19 protein-coding genes and 1 pseudogene are annotated in these 17410 nt (G+C 69.5%); 9 read left to right on the plus strand and 11 right to left on the minus strand.

All coding sequences use genetic code 11. The features are described from left to right. The first annotated feature begins 54 nt into the window (after positions 1-54). Positions 55-1008 carry a patatin-like phospholipase family protein gene (locus ACQP1O_RS33630; protein ID WP_433562384.1) on the plus strand — a complete coding sequence of 318 codons (954 nt, stop codon included), beginning with the start codon at positions 55-57 and terminating at the stop codon, positions 1006-1008. Continuing rightward, the gene (locus ACQP1O_RS33635) at positions 1005-1589 is read left to right on the plus strand and encodes a QsdR family transcriptional regulator (protein ID WP_433562385.1); all 585 of its coding nucleotides are present in this window, start codon (positions 1005-1007) and stop codon (positions 1587-1589) included. The genes ACQP1O_RS33630 and ACQP1O_RS33635 overlap by 4 nt, the downstream gene beginning before the upstream one ends. A gap of 22 nt (positions 1590-1611) precedes the next feature. On the opposite strand, the gene ACQP1O_RS33640 is transcribed toward ACQP1O_RS33635, so the two are convergent. After that, entirely contained in the window at positions 1612-2766 is a 1155-nt protein-coding gene (locus tag ACQP1O_RS33640; protein ID WP_433562386.1) for an alkaline phosphatase family protein, read from the minus strand. Between the two features lie 37 nt (positions 2767-2803). Here ACQP1O_RS33640 and ACQP1O_RS33645 point away from each other — a divergent pair, with 37 nt between their 5' ends. Next, the gene (locus tag ACQP1O_RS33645) at positions 2804-3406 is read left to right on the plus strand and encodes a GNAT family N-acetyltransferase (protein ID WP_433562387.1); all 603 of its coding nucleotides are present in this window, start codon (positions 2804-2806) and stop codon (positions 3404-3406) included. A gap of 294 nt (positions 3407-3700) precedes the next feature. On the opposite strand, the pseudogene ACQP1O_RS33650 reads toward ACQP1O_RS33645, so the two are convergent. Both ACQP1O_RS33650 and ACQP1O_RS33655 read right to left on the minus strand, forming a co-directional pair. Beyond that, a pseudogene (locus tag ACQP1O_RS33650) lies at positions 3701-3859 on the minus strand (HAD-IC family P-type ATPase); the annotation flags it as partial. Positions 3860-3896: 37 nt separating this feature from the next. Continuing rightward, positions 3897-4190, minus strand: a complete 294-nt coding sequence (locus tag ACQP1O_RS33655) for a hypothetical protein (RefSeq protein WP_433562388.1) — start codon at positions 4188-4190, stop codon at positions 3897-3899. 211 nt (positions 4191-4401) lie between these two features. Between ACQP1O_RS33655 and ACQP1O_RS33660 the strand changes: the two genes are divergently transcribed. The 3 genes from ACQP1O_RS33660 to ACQP1O_RS33670 are packed head-to-tail and all read left to right on the plus strand — an operon-like array spanning position 4402 to position 7141. Beyond that, on the plus strand, positions 4402-4755 hold the full coding sequence (locus ACQP1O_RS33660) for a YciI family protein (RefSeq protein ID WP_433562389.1): 354 nt from the start codon (positions 4402-4404) through the stop codon (positions 4753-4755). Further along, positions 4752-5984 carry an RNA polymerase sigma factor gene (locus ACQP1O_RS33665; RefSeq protein ID WP_433562390.1) on the plus strand — a complete coding sequence of 411 codons (1233 nt, stop codon included), beginning with the start codon at positions 4752-4754 and terminating at the stop codon, positions 5982-5984. The genes ACQP1O_RS33660 and ACQP1O_RS33665 overlap by 4 nt, the downstream gene beginning before the upstream one ends. Before the next feature lie 41 nt (positions 5985-6025). Next, entirely contained in the window at positions 6026-7141 is a 1116-nt protein-coding gene (locus ACQP1O_RS33670; RefSeq protein ID WP_433562391.1) for an alpha/beta hydrolase family protein, read from the plus strand. Positions 7142-7145: 4 nt separating this feature from the next. Here the strand turns inward: ACQP1O_RS33670 and ACQP1O_RS33675 are convergent, their stop codons facing one another. After that, positions 7146-8570, minus strand: a complete 1425-nt coding sequence (locus ACQP1O_RS33675; RefSeq protein ID WP_433562392.1) for a DHA2 family efflux MFS transporter permease subunit — start codon at positions 8568-8570, stop codon at positions 7146-7148. 113 nt (positions 8571-8683) lie between these two features. Here ACQP1O_RS33675 and ACQP1O_RS33680 point away from each other — a divergent pair, with 113 nt between their 5' ends. After that, on the plus strand, positions 8684-9343 hold the full coding sequence (locus tag ACQP1O_RS33680) for a TetR/AcrR family transcriptional regulator (protein WP_433562393.1): 660 nt from the start codon (positions 8684-8686) through the stop codon (positions 9341-9343). Positions 9344-9420: 77 nt separating this feature from the next. Here the strand turns inward: ACQP1O_RS33680 and ACQP1O_RS33685 are convergent, their stop codons facing one another. The 4 genes from ACQP1O_RS33685 to ACQP1O_RS33700 all read right to left on the minus strand — a co-directional run bounded on the left by ACQP1O_RS33685 (position 9421) and on the right by ACQP1O_RS33700 (position 11484). Further along, positions 9421-9792 (minus strand): hypothetical protein, encoded by a 372-nt coding sequence (locus ACQP1O_RS33685; RefSeq protein ID WP_433562394.1) that lies wholly within the window; start codon positions 9790-9792, stop codon positions 9421-9423. A gap of 95 nt (positions 9793-9887) precedes the next feature. Further along, on the minus strand, positions 9888-10355 hold the full coding sequence (locus tag ACQP1O_RS33690; protein WP_433562395.1) for a hypothetical protein: 468 nt from the start codon (positions 10353-10355) through the stop codon (positions 9888-9890). 82 nt (positions 10356-10437) lie between these two features. Then, a complete protein-coding gene (locus tag ACQP1O_RS33695; RefSeq protein ID WP_354835563.1) occupies positions 10438-10749 on the minus strand; it encodes a hypothetical protein in 312 nt (103 codons plus the stop codon). A 93-nt stretch (positions 10750-10842) separates the two neighbouring features. After that, complete coding sequence (locus ACQP1O_RS33700; RefSeq protein WP_433562396.1) at positions 10843-11484, minus strand: TetR/AcrR family transcriptional regulator; 642 nt, start codon at positions 11482-11484, stop codon at positions 10843-10845. Between the two features lie 109 nt (positions 11485-11593). On the opposite strand from ACQP1O_RS33700, the gene ACQP1O_RS33705 reads away from it, so the two are divergent. Further along, a complete protein-coding gene (locus ACQP1O_RS33705; RefSeq protein ID WP_433562397.1) occupies positions 11594-12316 on the plus strand; it encodes an SDR family NAD(P)-dependent oxidoreductase in 723 nt (240 codons plus the stop codon). A gap of 144 nt (positions 12317-12460) precedes the next feature. Then, positions 12461-13111, plus strand: coding sequence for a double zinc ribbon domain-containing protein (locus tag ACQP1O_RS33710; RefSeq protein ID WP_433562398.1), 651 nt, complete (start codon positions 12461-12463; stop codon positions 13109-13111). A 7-nt stretch (positions 13112-13118) separates the two neighbouring features. On the opposite strand, the gene ACQP1O_RS33715 is transcribed toward ACQP1O_RS33710, so the two are convergent. From ACQP1O_RS33715 to ACQP1O_RS33725, 3 genes are all read right to left on the minus strand, one after another. Next, positions 13119-14429 (minus strand): serine hydrolase domain-containing protein, encoded by a 1311-nt coding sequence (locus ACQP1O_RS33715; protein WP_433562399.1) that lies wholly within the window; start codon positions 14427-14429, stop codon positions 13119-13121. A gap of 123 nt (positions 14430-14552) precedes the next feature. After that, on the minus strand, positions 14553-15848 hold the full coding sequence (locus ACQP1O_RS33720; RefSeq protein WP_433562400.1) for a CHAT domain-containing protein: 1296 nt from the start codon (positions 15846-15848) through the stop codon (positions 14553-14555). Continuing rightward, positions 15845-17410, minus strand: a complete 1566-nt coding sequence (locus ACQP1O_RS33725) for a tetratricopeptide repeat protein (protein ID WP_433562401.1) — start codon at positions 17408-17410, stop codon at positions 15845-15847. Before ACQP1O_RS33725 ends, ACQP1O_RS33720 begins: the two co-directional genes overlap by 4 nt.

The raw sequence follows: 17410 nt of genomic DNA on the forward strand, positions 1-17410 counted from the left end.
TAGGGTCGTATACTCGAACGGCCGCGCACACCACCGACATCAAGGGAGCCATCCGTGCCCGACCATCACTGCACGCTCGGCGTCGGCGAGCTCATCGCCCACCGGCATCGCGAGGGCAGCGCGCCCGGGCAGCGCACGGACTCGCACCGGCTGGCTCTCGTCATCGAGGGCGGCTCCTCGCGCGGCGCGTACTCGCACGGCATGGCCATGGCCATCGAGGAATTGGGCATCCTGCCCTGCTTCGACGCGGTGTACGGGGCGTCGGCGGGCGCGCTGAACGCCGCCTGGCTGCTGTGCGGGCGCGCGGTGGATTCGCGGCGGGCCTGGAATCCCGAGGTGATCAACCGCGTGATCAATCCGGCCCGGGCCCTGCGCGGCGGCCGCGTGGTCGATACCGAGTACCTGGTGCACACCGTGTACGAGCGCATCGTGCCCATGGATTTCCCTGCGATCCTGGCCAATTCGATCACCTTCCACCCCATCGCCACCGACGCCGACACCGGCGCGGCCGTCGATCTACACCCGGAGCTGAGCGATGTGGGCTCGGTGCAAGCGGCGCTGCGGGCATCGACCTGCCTGCCGATCCTGGCCGGGCGGCCGGTGACGATCGGCACGCGCCGGTACGTCGATGCCGGGCTCTCCGAATCCGTCCCGGTGCGAACGGCGTTGACGCAGGGCGCGACCCGAGTCCTGGTGCTGCGCACCCGGCGTGACGACGAAACCATGCGTCCTCCTTCGAGTCTGGAATCCCGGGTGGTGGCCCGCTTCCTGTCCCGGCACGCACCGGGAACGGTCGGGTCGTGGCTCGATCGGGTCGCGCGACACCACAGCGACGAGCGGGACTTCGATTCCGATCCGGCCGTGCTGCAGATCCGCCCGCCGGCCGACGCACCCGAGATCGGGCGCATCGCCCGCGATCCCGGAGTGCTGCAGCAGGCCCTGACGCTGGGACGCGCGGCCACCGCCGGCACCCTGTCGCCCTACCTGGCCCCTGGGCTTTCCGCGTGACACGCGCGGAGGGGACCAGGGCGCCGGGCCGGCCCGCGTCGGCCAGCCGGGACGATGTGCTCGAGGCCGCCATCGTCGTGTTCCTGAGCGGGAAACGGGTGGACGTCAATGCCATTGCCGCCCAGCTGGGGGTGGGCCGGGCCAGCATCTACCGGTGGTTCGGATCCCGGGACGGCCTGCTGGGCGCGGCCGTGGCGCGGCAGCTGGAGCGGGTCGTGGCCCATGCCGATCGCCGCTCCCGCGGGTCGGGTGGTGAGCGGCTCACCGCGGCGCTCAACCGCACCATCGATCTGCTGGTCGAGAACGACGCGCTGCGTTCGTATTTCGACAATGAATCCACCGCGGCGCTGCGCCTGATCACCCGGAGTGACGGGGTCGTGCACCAGGCCGCGGTGGCCCTGGTCGAGCGGTTCATCGAACGCGCCGAATCGGAGGGCTACGAGCCTCCCATCGAGCGCGACACCCTGGCCTACGCCCTGGTGCGGCTGTGGGAGGCCTTCCTCTACAACGATGCCGTGGCCGGCTTCCGCGGCGATGTGGACCGCCTGCGCAAGGTCCAGACCGCACTACTGCGCACCTGAGTGCAGCTCCCTGATCTTGAAATCAGGGTGTGGCGATGAGGGGGACGAGTTGCTCGGCCGAGGTGCGGGCGCCGTGGTGACCCACGAGGGCCGACTCCAAGGGCTCGAGGGCGGGGCGGACCAGGACCGCGGCGCCCTCGGCGACGGCGATGAGATCGCCGATGCGGGAGGCGATCACCGGCGTCGGTGGGGTCGGGCCGAACCAGTGCTCGTCGAGCGCCTGCTCGCGGGTCACGACCGTTGCGTGCGTGGACAGTTCGGCGGTCCACGCGGAGTGGGCGTCGGCCAGAGCTTCGGGGCGGTCGAGGTAGATGTGGCGGACCCGCGCCTCGCCGCCGATCAACCGGACGTCGCGATGCAGCGCGGGCCGCGCGTCCAGATCGATGACGGTGTCCACGTGGATCATTCCGTGATCGCCGGTGATCAGCACCGTGCAGGTGGACGGTAGCTCAGCGAACAGGCCGGCGAGGCAGACGTCGATATCGCGGAGTACGGCCAGCCACTGCGGCGATTCGGGTCCGTACAGGTGACCGTTGGCATCGAGATCGGGGAAATACGCGTAGGCGAAGCGGGAGTTCGTGCCGGAATGCCTTGCGACAGAGAGGATTCCGGCGCGCAGCTCGTCGAGGGTGGTGGCCGGGTGCACGGTGCCCGGCGCGCGGAAGGCGGCCCGGGTCAGACCGGAGGTGCGCTGGTAGGCGGGTATCACGTAGTGCAGCTCGACGCCGTGGGCGGCGAGGTCCTCCAGCCGGCTGGTGTGCTGCTGCACCGACTCCGGCGGGTACGCGTCGCGGGCATCCTCGCCGGTCGCGCTGTCGAGACTCCAGCGCAGCGCATTCAGCAGGCGGAGACGGTCGCCGTCGGGCAGGGCGAAGCTGTAGCCGATGATGCCGTGTGTCGCGCAGGGCGCGCCGAGGGCGAGGCTGGCGAGACTGGTCGCGGTGGTGGCGGGGAAGCCCGCGGTGAGGGTGGTGCGGACGTGCGCGGCCAGGGTGGGCGCGCTGTCGGCGTGGCGGGCAAGGAGTTCCGCGCCGAGGCCGTCGATCAGCAGCACCACCACATCCCGGTTGGGTGCGAGGGCCAGCGGATTGCGCTGGTCGAGCCCGAAGGACGCGGCGACGGACGGCAGGACGTCGGCGAGCGTGGCCGGCGACGTCCCCGAGGGTGAACTGGCCATTCGCCGACTCTATTGATCTCGGCGCGATAATTCACCGGTGTTCGAATCCGCCGACTTTTCGATCAAGCCCACCCTGCCCGGCGCGAAAGTTCTCCTGCGGCCGTTCATCCCCGAAGACCTCGACGCCGTCCTCGTGGCCCTGCGCGATCCCGACGTGCGCAGGCTGACCGGCAGCGTTCACGAGGAGACCACCGAGCCCGTGCCGCAGGATCCGGCCGAGCACGAGCGCTTGCGCGACTGGTACGCCACGCGCGAAACCCAGCCGGACCGCCTCGATTTGGCCATCGTCGACATCGAGACCGGCCGCTGCGTCGGGGAGGCCGTCCTCAATCAGTGGGATCCCGGCAACGGCAGTTGCAACTTCCGCATCCTGATCGGCCCCGACGGCCAGGGCCGCGGGCTGGGCACGGAGGCGACGCGGCTGATCGTCGGCTACGGGTTCGAAAAGCTCGGCCTGCACCGAATCTCCCTGGAGGTCTATGCCTTCAACCCGCGCGCCCGCCGCGCCTACGAGAAGGCCGGATTCCGCCCCGAGGGCGTCCTGCGGGAATCCCTGCGCTACGGCGACGAGTGGATCGACGCGACCGTCATGTCCATCCTGGCCCGCGAATGGGCCGAGCACCGCGGCCATCCCGCATAACCCTGCCCGAAGACGCGAAAACCGCCTCCGAGGAGGCGGTTTTCGCGCGTTATCGGGCGAATCAGGCCAGTCCCCACGCCTTCAGAACGTAGGTGAGGTTGGCGGCGATTCCGGTGACGGTGCTGGCCAGGTCGATGGCGGCGGAACCGAGGTTGACGATAGGCATGTTTCAAGTCTTTCGGGCCGGGAACATGATGCAGTCTCACTGTATTAGCGACGGCCAACTTCCAGCATCATGAATAGACTCACCCCTCGGTCGAGGTGTAACCCAGCGCACAGCAGTATCGGTGCGGCTCAGTCCCGTCCGGGCAGGCGCAAACGCTTCAGGGACAGGGCGTTCAGGGCCACGATGATGCTGGACCCCGACATGGACATGGCGGCGATCTCCGGCCGGAGCGTGAAGCCGAAGGCGGGCTCGAAGACGCCGGCCGCGATGGGCAGGGCCAGGCTGTTCCGGGCCCGGCGGGGTGCGGGCCCGGACGCTCGGGCGTCAGGACATGGGGACGGGTTCGCCGACCTCCACGCGGCCGCCATAGGTCAGGCCCGGGCAGCCGGAGGCGAGTTTCACCGCCGAGTCGAGGTCGTCGGCCTCGACGGCGACATAGCCGGAGAGCCGGTCGGGGGCGGCGGGGTTGTCGCCCAGCATGACGGTCTGGCCCACGCGATTGCCGAAATCGGTGACGCGCTCCCCGATCTGGGCGAACCAGTCGGCCCACAGTTTCTCCTGCTCGGGCGTGGCTGCGCGGGTGGGGTCGTTGCGGAAGGCGAGGATGTAGGTGGACATTGTCGTTTCTCCTGTCGGATGGACGGCCCGGTCGGCCGACTCGTGAATCCGTCGCGCGGCTCCGGCCGGGAATCGACAATCCGGTCGAGAATCTTTTTTCGCGACCGTGTCGATTTCGCCGCCATCCCGAACGACGTTTCGAGTGACAACGACGTCAGCAGTGAAACGGCAACGGAGCCGTGCGATCCACCCCAGCGAAGGGAGCAGTGACATGCCCGAGTACCTGCTGCTGATCCACCAGGACGAACAGACCTGGCTGGCCGCGGATCCGGCCGCGCGGCAGCGCACCCTGAACGAGCACCTCGAGTTCATGGCCGCGCACGCCGACCGGCTGCGCGGCGGTAACCGCCTGCGCCCCACCTCGACCGCGACCACGGTCCGGCACGACGAGCACGGCCGGACGGTCATCACCGACGGCGTGTTCGCCGAGACCAAAGAGGTCCTGGGCGGCTACTACCTGGTCGAGGCGGCCGATCTGGACGAGGCCATCCGGATCGCCGTGGATGTACCGTCACCGTTCGGCTGCGTCGAGGTCCGGCCGATCCACCCGCACGACGAGCCGTGACGACGCCGGAGGTGGCCGCCGCGGTCGCCGACGCGCACCGGCGCGAGTGGGGCTTCGTGCTGGCGGCGACCGTGCGGGTGACCCGCGATATCGATCTCGCCGAAGAGGCCGTGCAGGAGGCGTTCACGCAGGCCCTGCAGGCCTGGCCGGAGTCGGGAATCCCGGATCGCCCCGGCGCCTGGCTGACCACGGTGGCGCGGCGGCGCGCCCTGGACGCCCTGCGCCGCGACATCGCGTTCGAGCGCTCGATTCCGCTGCTGGTGGAGGATCCGGCGCCCGACCCGGCCGCCCCGGACTCGGTGGCCGACGATCGGCTGCGGCTCATCTTCATCTGCTGCCACCCGGCCCTGTCGATGGAGGCGCGGGTGGCGCTGACCCTGCGCCTGCTGTGCGGTCTGTCCACTCCGGAGATCGCGCGCGCCTTCCTGGTCGCGGAACCGGCCATGGCGGCGCGCATCACGCGGGCCAAGAAGAAGATCGCCGAGGCGCACATCCCCTATCGCCTCCCGTCCGACGAGGAACTGCCCGACCGCGTCGACGCGGTGCTGACCGTGCTGCACCTGCTGTTCACCACCGGCCACACCGCCCCGGCCGGTGCCGAACTGGTCCGCCCCGAGCTGGTGGAACGCGCCCTCGACCTGGCCCGCATGCTGCGCCTGCTGCTGCCCAACGACCCGGACGTGGCGGGCCTGTACGCACTGCTGCTGCTCACCGACGCCCGCCGCGGCACCCGCACCGACGAGGCCGGACGTTTCCTGCCGCTGGCCGAGCAGGACCGCACCCACTGGGACCGCCGGGCCATCTCCGAGGGAATCGCCTTGGTGCGCAGGTCATTACGCGGCCGTACACCGGGCCGCTTCCCGCTCATGGCGGCCATTGCCGCCGTCCACGCCGAGGCCCCCGCCTTCGACGCCACCGACTGGCACGAGATCGCCGGCCTCTACGACCATCTCATCGCCGTCTGGCCCTCCCCCGTGGTCGCCCTCAATCGCGCCGTCGCCCTCGGCCACGCCCACGGCCCGCAGCGCGGCCTGGACGAGCTCGACCGCCTGGCCACCGAACCCCAGCTCACCGCCTACCACTACCTACCCGCCGCCCGCGCCGAATTCCTTACCCGCCTGGGCAGATTCGACGAGGCCCGGCTCGCCTATCAGGAGGCACTGCTGCTCGCCGAGAACACGGTCGAAGCGGACTTTCTCACCTCCCGCCTGCACGATCTCGGCTCCTGAATGGATTGCCGCGTCGCGCGGGGGCGGCTAGATTGCCGCTCATGGGGATCCGCGGGGCAGTGGCACTGGGGGCGATCGCGCTGGTCTGTGGCACCGGCGGTGTGGCCGCGGCGGAGCCCACGGTCGAACACGAGACCTTCACCTTCCAGTTCGGAGATTTCACCGGTTCGGGTGAACTCGACTACCCGGCGGGGGCGCGCAATGCGCCTGTGGTGGTGCTGATTCCGGGCTCGGGCCCCGAGGACCTCAATGCCGACCAGGCGTCCGGCTCCCACATCTTCCTCGATATCGCCGACGACCTGACCAGCCGCGGCTATGCGGTGATGCGGTACAACAAGCGTTACGTGCACGGCCCCGGCGACGTCGACAATGGCGACTATTGGTCCAAACTCGACCTGAACGGCATGCGCGACGACGCCGACCAGGTTCTGCGTGCCGCCGAACAGGATTCACACGTCGATCCGCATCACGTCTTCGTCTACGGCTGGAGCGAGGGCAGCACGGTCGCCGCCGCCCTGGCGACCACCCATCCGGAGCTGGCCGGAACCATCTTCCAGGGCCCGGTGGCCCTTCCGTGGCGGGTCACCTTCAGTTATCAGGGCGAGCAGGTCTACGCGCCGTACCTGTCGCGTTTCGCCGTGAACGGCCTGCTCGGACCCGAGGAACTGGCCAGTGCCTTCCACAGCGACGGCGGCCGGATGGCGAAACTCGCCCTCCGCTTCGCCTGCGTGAACGCCGACGCTGGAGACTTCACCGTCCGCCCCACCTGGGATCTGAATCGCGACGGCAAGCTGGACGTGAACCTCGAATTCCGTCCCGACTACCAGTTCTACCTGGAATCGGCCATGCGCCCCGGCGGCCTCTACGAGCTCTACGACCCCGCCCGAGCCCTCCCCACCGTCATCGAACAGGCCCCGAAACTGACCGCGCCGGTACTCATCCTGCAGGGCGCCCAGGACGCCAACGTCCCCCCGGCCGGCTCCACCACCCTCGACGCCGCCCTCTCCGCCGCCGGCAACCCCGACCACACGCTCCACCTCTTCCCGACCCTGGGCCACTCCCTCGGTCCCACCCCCGACGTCCTCCACGACGACTTCCAGCCCATCGCCCCCGCCGCTCTCGACGCCCTCGGCAACTGGCTCGACGCCCACCGCTGAGCCGCTAGCCGCGCCTTGCCCGGCGTTCGAGCACGGCCATCATGGCCGTCGGCAATACCGCCAGGGTGGAGGCGGCGAGTACCCAGGTGAAGGTCACCGCGAAGGCGGAAGCCCCGGCCGCAGTCGCACCATCCGTGGGCAGATGTCGCTGCAGGATCATCACGAATGCGGCCGTCCCGATGGATCCCCCGACCCGCTGCATGACGGTGAGTTGCGGTGTGGCGTCGATGATCTGGGACGGCGTGAGGTCCCGCATGGCGGCGGCCATCGCGGGCATGGCCGCCAGTCCGATGCCGAGACCGCGGACGGTCATGGCCGCGCCGAGCAGCCAGTACGGAGTGTCGCCGGCGATCATCATGAACGGGACGGTGGCGGCGCAGCAGACGAGCGTGCCGAGTAGGCAGGTGAGGGCGCCGATACGTTCGTAGAGGCGCGCGGACAGGCCCATGGCGAGGGCGGCGCCGATGCCCTGCGGCACCATCAGCATGCCGGTGTGCGCGGTGTCCTGGTGGCGGACGAGCTGAAAGTACAAGGGCAGCAACACCATCGCGCCGAAGGTCACCGCACCGATGACGAAGGTCGAGATCGTGCCCGCCGCGAAGAACCGGTCCCGCCAGAGCCGAAGGTCCAGCACCGGGTTCCGGGTCCGCAGTGAGTGTGCGACGAATGCCGCGACCAAAACCATTCCACCGCAGAGTGTGACGAGAACCAGCAGGTCGGACACCCCGCGCTGCGCCGCCTCGGACAACCCGTAGGTGATCCCGATCATCCCGAGCGAGATCAGGATCAGCCCGGGCGCATCCAGCGCTCCGGCGGCTTCGGCGCGGTCGTCCGCGGGCAGCAGCCGCGCGGCCAGCACCAGCCCGGCCGCACCGATCGGCGCATTGATCAGGAAGATCCACTGCCAGCCTGCATACTCGAGCAGCAGCCCGCCGATCGTCGGTCCGACCACCGGGGTCAGCACCATCGGAATGCCCGCCGCCGCCATGGCTTTCGCCATCCCGTCCCGCCCTGCTGCGGTCACCAGGATCATCTGACCGACCGGGATCATGACCCCGGCTCCCAGCCCCTGGGCCACCCTGGCCGCGATCAGCATGCCGACGCTCCCCGCGGCGGCACAGGCCACCGAGGCGAGCGTGAACAGCAGCAGCGCACCGAGATAGAGCCGTTTCCGCCCGATGCGCCGTGCGGCCCACCCGGTCACGGGCAGCACGGCCGCCTGCACCAGCAGGTAGACGGTGACGACCCACTGAATCGCGTCGAGCGTGCCGCCCAGATCGGCGGCCAGCGATCTCAGGGACACATTGACGACGGTCGCGTCGAGGAAGGCCAGTATCGCGCCGACCAGCACGACCACGATGGCCCGGCGTGCCTGCGGAGTGAGCGCGGACCGGTCCACCGCCGCGCCCGGGATGTTCGAGATGGTCACACCCGAAGTGTCATCCGTTTGGATAATCATGTCAACCAATTGGATGACAAACGGAGGTATGACACAGTTGATTCGGTGGATGACACAGTCATCCACCGCATTACAATCGGCGGATGGCAACCGCGCCCGACCCTGACACGGACCCCGTCCCGCCTGCCGCGGGCCGCCGGCCCCGGCGCGCGCCCAGCGCCGCCGATCGCCGCCGCGATGCCGAGCGCTCCCGCCAGGCCCTGCTGGACGCGGCCCTGGACGAGTTCGCCGCCAAGGGCTTCGACGGCGCACGAGTGCAGGAGATCGCCGATCGCGCCGGGGTCAACAAGCAGCTGATCGCCTACTACTTCGGCGGCAAAGAGGGCCTCTACCAGGAGATTCAGCGCGGCTGGCCCGCGGCGGAAGCCGAGCGCGCGGATCCGGAACTCCCGCTCGACGAGGTCGCCGCCCGCTATCTGTCCGCGGTGCTGGCCGATCCCCGCCCGGCCCGTCTGCTGGTGTGGCGCGGCCTCACCGGAAGTGGTTCCGCCACTGACTATTTGGATGGATCGGCCACTGTCGACGCCGATCTGGAGAACCTGACCCGAGCCCAGGAACGCGGCGAGATCTCCCCCGGGATCGACCCCGCCTTCATTCGTATGGCCCTGATGGGCATGATCCTGGCACCCGTCATGCTGCCCGAGACAGCCCTGCAGGCGACCGGAAAGCAGCCCGGCTCACCGGAATTCGAAGAGTATTACAGCGCGCAGCTGCGCAGATTGATCCAGCTACTCGGCCGGTGAGGTTTCGGAATTTACTGCGAGAGTAGCGATTCGGAGCGATCTCACCGAGAGCGAGTGGATTTTCGACTGCGGGGGGATTATCTGCAGACGGTGGAGTTTGGGGTGCACACCGTCCAGCCGGTGCCGTCGTGTCGGGTCGCGGGCGTCCAGGTGTGGTCCGCACCGCCGGGACCGAGCCGATTGGTGGTAGCCGGGTCCTGGGCGGCGGGTTGTGGGGCGGGGTCGACGTATTCGTACTGGTAGGAGTACCCGTAGGGGTCGGTCGAGTAAGTGATGACGGTGTGGTGGGATGTGCCGGGGGTGGTGGATCCGGCCCCCGAACCGCCCGAGATCGTCGAGCCCGGCGGTTCGGCCGCGGCGATGCCGGCGGCGGTGGCGAACAGTGCTCCGGCCGCGACCAGGCAGGTCAGCGGTTTCCGGACGGCGATCAGGGCGTTGCTGGTGTGCATCGAATGAACCTCCTCGTTCGCCCTAGATACGACGTCGGGTTACGTGGTGGTTCGGCAGTTGATCGAACAGTGAAGTCCGACAGCGGATTACGAGATCAGAAGCCAGGTCCGGGCGACGGCGGCAAGCGGCGCTCGCGGGGGATCAGCAGGAGCAGTAGCGACAGCACCAGCCCGCCGCCGACCAGGTACAGCCCCCAGGTCCCGCTGAGCAGATGCCGATAGTCGGTGCGCAGCTCGTGATCGAAGCGCTGGTCGAGCCGCCAGGTCAGCACACCGAGCCCGGCCAGGCCGACGAGGACGCCGATCCAGCCCAGGATTCGCGATCCGACCAGCGCGGCCACCAGCACCACGGCCGCCACCCCGAGCAGCCCGATGGCCAGGGAGGTCGTGAAGGACCCTGACTGCGCCCCGATCTGGTCCAGTGACCGGCCCGCGGCGAATCCGCTCCGCAGGTCGGAGAACTGGACATTCCGCGCGTCGACCGTGCCGACCAGCGGACCGAAAACCCCGACCGCCACCGCGATGGCGGCGGCGAACAGCAGCAGATGAACGAAAGTGCGCATACTCCACGGTATTGCGCTTCCGGTCCCCCGGCACGCCTTCGAACCTTACGGCCCGAAACACACCGGAGGACCGGCGGATGAATCAGGCGCGACGGTCCACCGCGGCCCACGCGGCCACCGCGACCACACCGGACACGACCGCAACCGACGGCCAGGCGCCGATCTTCTTGGCGAGCGGGTGCGAGGCCCCCATCGCGCCGACTGCGAGCCCGGTCAGCGCGGCCGCACCACCGGTGCCTACGGTCTTGCGCCAGCGCGGGAAGGCGGCCGCCGTGCCCGCCGCGAACACCGCGCCCCCGAGCTGACGCTTCTTGGTGGCCTGAGCGAGGGCGAAGCCACCGGTGAGCCCTCCGGCCACCAGCAGCGAGGTCGGTACCGCGGGAATCCCTGCCATTGTCACTACCTCCAACACACAAGCGAACGAACTATCCCCCCGACGGTAACCGGAGCCGATTCCGCCGCTTTTTCGGGGCGGCGATCCGGCCGGTCAGTCGCGGCCCGGATCGGCCACCAGCGACCGGTTCAGCTGCTCCTCGCTGATCGGCGGAACCGGCAGCGGGTGAGCGGCTTCGGCGCGCAGCCCGTCCAGCATGAGCGCCAGATTGCGCCGCCAGGCCTCGGGCGCGATGCCCGCGGTCTGCTCCACCACCCGGGTGTGCGACCAGGTGATGAAAGCGATGTCCTCGAGCGCCCAGTCGGCGCGCAGCACCGCGGCATCCTGTGCGCGCGTGATGATTTCGCGCATGACAGCATGCCCGCGGTCGCGCTGTGCCGCGATCTCCGGACTGGGCGCGGCCCGCAGCGCGAGCTCGTTGAGCAGCCGGTCGTAAGCCTGTAGCTCGCAGATCTTTTCGACCAGGTACACGAACGATTCCCACGGATCGTCAAGGGCCAGCGCCTCTTCCGCGATGCGTCCGCCCGCCTGGACGCGGTCCTCGACGGCCGCCGCGATCAGATCGTCACGGGTCGGAAACCGGTTGTAGAGCGTGCCGATGGCCACGCCCGCGCGGGCGGCGATCTCCTTGAGCGGCGCGTCGAGCCCGCGTTCGGCGAACACCTCGCGCGCCGCGGTCACCAGCGCGTCGCGATTGCGGCGGGCGTCGAGGCGGAGGGGTTTCTGCGCAGGCATTCGCCGATCCTACAAATCGGGCATCGGATTTAAGTTGAGCATAGGCTCAAGTTCGTGCTAGCGTCGGTCCCATAACTTGAACCATGGCTCAATTTAGTGAGGAACGAGCATGAGCAAGACCATCGCGATCTTCGGATTCGGCCCCGGCCTCGGCATGGGCGTCGCCCGGCGTTTCGGCCGGGAGGGCTTCCGGGTGGCCGTGATCGGCCGCAAACCCGACAAGGCCGAGCAGCATGTCGCCGACCTGAAAGCCGAGGGCATCGAGGCCGCGGCCTTCCCGGCCGATGTGACCGACGCGGCACAGATCACCGACGCGGTCGCGACCATCCGGAAGACCTTCGGCGAGATCGATGTCGCCCTGCACGGCGCGGCCGGTGAGATGGCCGACCGCATCCCGTCCACCCTGGCCCTGGATGTCCCGGACCTGAGCCTGCCGATGGCCCTGAAGCTGCACTCCCCCATACTCGTAACCCGCGCCCTGGCCCCCGGCATGATCGAGCGCGGGTCGGGCGCGCTGCTGTTCTCCTCGGGCTCCTCGCCGAAAGTGGTGCTGCCCTATCTGTCGAATTTCGGTGTCGCCCTCGCGGCTCAGCGCGGCTACCTGCTGCAGCTGGCCGAGGAACTGCGCGACACCGGCGTGTACGTCGGGCTGCTGAACATCGGAGTGCTGATCGGCGACAGCGCGGCCGAGCGGATCGTCGACGAGCATCCGGAGCTGGTTCCGGCGGGCGTCGACATCGCGCGCATGAGCAATACCGAACTGGGCGACCGGTATTGGGAGATGTACACGCGGCGCGACCGGACCGAGGTGGAGGTCGGCTTCACCGAGTGACCCGCTCCCCGGCCGCGGAAGATTCGTGGGATGTGTTGCGGGCGAGCTGAGTCATACGATAAGAACCTGACGAAACACGGTCCGGGGGGCTCCGGGCGCGTCCGTTCACAGAGTTCCGCTCAGCCGCAAAGGAATAACTCGACCATGACCGGTCCGGTCGTCTTCACCAGCTCTTACCACGACGAATCCAATGACGACGGATTCCAGTGGGAGTTCCGTTGTGATCGCTGCAGCACCACGTACAAGTCGCCGTTCGAGCAGAACTACTTCTCCCGCGGCCGGGGTGCGCTGCGTGTGCTGCGCGATCTCTTCGGCGATCAGGTGCGCGCCATCGACAAGATCTCCAATGCCGCGGAGAGCTACTCGAACCACTGGGGCGGCTCCTCCTCCAGCACCAAGGACAAGGCGTTCGCCCGCGCGGTCGAGCAGGTGCGCAGCGACTTCCGCCTCTGCGGCGGCTGCGGACGCTGGGTCTGCCACAGTGTCTGCTGGAACGAGCAGGTCGGTCAGTGCACCAACTGCTCGCCGCAGGTGGCACACCAGATCGCCCAGGCGCAGGCCGAGGCCCGCGGCTCGCAGATCCGCGAGGCCGCCTATCAGCAGGACTGGGCGTCCCAGCACGATGTGGCCACCCCGGCCCGGGTGTCCTGCCCGACCTGCGGCGCGCACACCACCGGCGGCAAGTTCTGCTCCACCTGCGGCACCGCCCTGTCCCTGCAATCGAATTGCCGGGGTTGCGGCCATCAGGTCCAGGTCGGGGCGGCCTTCTGCGCCAACTGCGGTCAGCCGCAGTAGCGTTCGGTCAGCGGATGCCGGGGGTCGCCGGGTCGGTCCCCACGCAGCCGAGGATGAAGCAGCCCGGCGGCCAGTCGCCGAACGGCGGATACAGCGGCTTGCCGAGGCATTCCAGAATGCCGCAGCCCGGATAGGCCATCGGGCCGAGACCCAGAGCGGACAGCGTGGCGTCCGGGTTCATGAACATCGGGTCGGTGAGGCTGGTGTCCGGCCGCGGTACGTACGGACCCGGGTCGGGCAGGCTCGGGGTCCGGAACGCGGTGGTGAGCCCACGCAGCACGTCGTGCGGAAAGCTCACCGCGCCACCGGGAACCGTGACACCGGTCCAGCTGACCAGCAGGCCCAGGCTGGGGACGATGAAGTTGTCCTGGCGCATCATCCCGGCCATCTGGAGGGCGTCCTTGGGCAGTCCGGGGAACAGGTCCTCGCAGTCCGGGCCGTTGACGGTGATCAGGAAGCCGTAGCAGGGATTGACATCGTTCGGCGTGGTGGCCTCGGCCAGGTAACCGGTGGAGATCAGCTGCCGGCCATGCCAATTGCCGCGATTCACCAGCAGCAGGCCCAGCTTGGCGTAGTCGTCGGGCGGCAGCACCAGGTGGGCATGGCCGTAGGTGTTGCCGCTGCGGTCGCGCGCCCAGAGATAGTCGGACTTCTGGATGCCCAACGGGTCGAAGAGGTTTCGCTGCGCGTACGCCTGGAAATCCTCGCCCACGGCCTGCTGGATGACGAAGACCAGCAGGTCCACGGCCCGCTGACTGTACTGCCAGGTCTCGCCCTGCGGATGCTGGATCGGCATGGCCAGCGCCTGCGCCACCACGTTCGGGTCGAGCCGGGCCAGCCCGGTGACGCCCTCGGAGGCGATGGCGACCTCCATGCCGGAGGTCTCGGTGAGCAGGCTGCGCACGGTGATCGCGCGATGCTCGTCGTCCCCGAGCCCGGCGGGCAGATAGGCGCCGATCGGATCGTCCACGCGCAGTTTGTGTTCGTCGACGGCGATCCCGGCGACCAGCGACACCACGCTCTTGGTCCCGCTCCACAGATTCCAGGCGACACCGCCCGCCCGCTGATTGGTAGGCCCACCGGCGATCAGGCAGTTGTTGCGGAATACCTGGACGGTGAATCGGGTCGGGTCGGAGGCGAAGTCGACGGCCTGCCGCAGTGCGGCCGAATCCAGTCCCACCGCTTCGGGTGTCGCGGTCTCGGGCTGCCGGCCCGAGCTGACCTCGCAGTGCCGGAGGCCGTCCGGTTCGGCGCGGCCGGCGGGTCCGGCAATCAGGGCCAGGGTGATCGCCAGTGTCGCCACCACGATGCTTGTCACGATTCGCGCCATATCGCCCTCCGCTCCCGATCTCTCGTGGAGCTTCATCGGAGAGCTGGTGGGGCCGTTATCTTTTCGTGACCCGTGAATTCCTGGGGCGATAGTTCTGGGGGCTCGCCCCGGTCAGCGGGTGTCGACCGTGGCGAAGGCGGCCCAGATCAGCGGGGAGTGCTGGATCTCGCCGGTGGTCCGCCAGGCGGCCAGGTGCGCGCGCTGCCACTCGTTGAGAGCGGCAACGGGATCGGGCGATTCGTGGGCGGCGTCGATGGCGCACACCGCTTCCTGGAAAGGATGCGTGGTGGCCGGCGTGCCCGCGAAGCGATGGAAGGCGAGATCGGTGGGCAGCGGCCAGCGTCCGGCCGTCACCACTTCCGCGCCGCCGGTGAGCATGGCCGCGACGAGACCGAGGGGCTCGGCGAAGCGGAGATCGCCGCCGCTCTCACAGGCGATCAGCGCGACCCGGCTCGGAATCGGCCAGATTTCGGGCCCGGTGCGAGGCCGCGCCCCGTTCCCATTGCCCGAATAGTCGTGGCCCGCACCGTCGGTGAGCGCGTGGGTGCCGAGCAGCAGGTCACGGGCCGAGAGCGGACGGTGGTCACGATAGGCCGGTGCGCAGCCGTGGCTGGCGGCGGTACAGGACAGATGCAGGGTGGCCGATTCACTGCGGCCGGATTCGGGGGCCGCGGCGGTGACGTGACCGACGTAGAGCAGCCGGGCCGCGCCCGCGTGCAGGGTGCGACTGAGCCAGGCCCGGTCGAGATCGGTGCGGCGGAAGGCCGCGAGCGGGTCGCCGACGGCCGGGCTCAGCCGATCGGCGGCGGCGTGCGCGGCGACCAGTTCGGCCAGCGGCGCGGCCGAATCCATCCGGCCGAGTACCGATCCCAGTGCGGAGTCGGCGCGGAAACCCGGCACCCGCGGATCGAGGATGGCGACCACCGGCAGGTTCCGGGTCTCCGCCCACGACCGCGTCACCCGGGCGGGCGCGCGCACGATGCCGGTGGGCGCGAGCACGCTCACATCGGCGATCTCCACCAGCCGCACCTCCGGATCGGGGGCGATGAGCTCCCACGGCAGCTGTGCCGTGCGCGGCGAGGGCTGAATCCGGATGCGCGGTCGCACGCCCTGCGAATCGAGCTCGTGCAGCCGAACCGCCAGATTGTAGGGCAGAAAGGTCGACGAGAGAGATTGGGCCAGCGTGTTTTCCGCCGGGTAGGAGGCCAGTTCACCGGTGGTGAGGGCGGATTCGAGGCCACCGGCCACCCCGGGCGCGGGCAGGGCCGCCGCGAACCGGGCCACAGCCGTCTCGACCTGTTCCTCCGGCACCACGCAGACGCCGCCGGGCGCACTCTCGTCGGCCCACCGCCAGGTCAGGTAGAGGTCGCCCGCGTCGGCCATGCGGACACAGACGGTCGGGGTCATGCGGTGATCACCCGCTCGGTGCGGACGCGACGGCCGTAGCGCTGTTCGGCGGCGTCCAGCCAGGCGGAAAGGGCGATATGCCCGTCCGGCGGAACGGATACCCGCGGCGGCGGGCTGACGGGCAGGCCCGCACCGGCCGCCACCGCGGCGACCGCGGTACCGAGTTGCAGTGCGTCCTGGACGGCGGCGGCCGATTCCGAGGGCGGTTCGAAGGGCTGGAACAGATCGAGCGGCGCGGGTGGTTCCGCCGGCAGCCTGCTGATGTCCAAGATGGTTCCCGCACACTGATTTTCGATGAGGTCGGCGACCAGTCGCGCATCACCGGCCAGATAGGAGTAGCGGAAGGCGAGCCGCAGCGCGGGATTCACGATGCGCCGGTTCCACGAATCGCGCTGTGCTCCGTCGGGGAGCTCGTAGCGGACGGCATCTAGCGCCAGCGCCGCCGGAATCGCCAGGTCCACTGCCCGCGCGAGCAATCCGGGCACCTGCGTGACGAGCGGCTCCAGCAGCCCCGCATGCCAGTGGTCGAGCTGGGCACAGTGCAGGCCGAGGCCGCGGGCCGCGTAGACAGCCCGCGCGGCGGCCAGTTCGAACTCCCCATCCTCGAACTGTCCCGAGGCAAATGCGGTTGCGGCCAGTCGAAGTCGGACATCCGCGGCGTCGATCACGGCCTGCGATTCCTCGAAACGCCGCAGCGCCTCGCGGTAGCGAGACCGGGCCGTCTCCAGCTGTCCGCGCTGCTCGGCGATGAACCCCATGACCTTGAGCCCGATTCCGGCCCGGTGCGCGGCCCCGGCCACCTCGAAGTGCTCCTGCGCGGCGGCGAGCAGCGGTTCCGCGGCATCGAAAGAGCCGGTACGCGTGTACATCAGCGCCAGGTTCTGCCGTGTCTCGGCGACCCCGGCGGTGTCGTCGACCGCTTCGAAGGCGGCCAGGGCCTGCCCCGCCAAGTCCTGTGCCAGCTCCCACCGGCCGGTCTCGAAATGCGCGGCGGCGAGGTTCATCAGCGGATGCCCGGCCTGCTCGGGCCCGAAACGCCGTGCCGCGTCCAGTGATTCGCCCGCCAGGTCCAGCGCCCGCCACCACTGCTGCCGATGCATCGCGACCGCCGTCGAGGACACCAGGCAGGCCAGCCGCAGATCCCCCGGCGCTTCCTCCCGGCCCAGCGCGGTCCGAGCCTGTTCCAGGGCCTCCTGCGCCCCGTCCAGATCCCCGAGATTCTGCAATGCCTGCGACAACCCGATCAACGCGCCCGGATACATCCGCGGCGCGTCGGAGGACATCTCTTCCAGCGCTGCAACGAACCGCTTCACCGCTGTCGCGTGGTCTCCCAGCCGGTCGGTCACCACCGCCGTGTCCACCAGGGCGCACAGTCGTAGATCCCCGGTTTCGGTCTCGACGGCTCGCTCGAAAATCCGCAGCCCCTCCCACAATTCGCCGCGGGCGACCGCCTCGGCTCCCGCGCGGAGCAGGGGGCTCTCCGCGTTCACGGTCTCGTCAGCGGGCGGGGCCGGTGCCTCCGACCGTTCGGCTGTGTCGCCGCCGGCCTCGTCATTCGGCAT

This window comes from Nocardia sp. CA-151230 (assembly GCF_050942175.1).
Lineage (GTDB): Bacteria > Actinomycetota > Actinomycetes > Mycobacteriales > Mycobacteriaceae > Nocardia.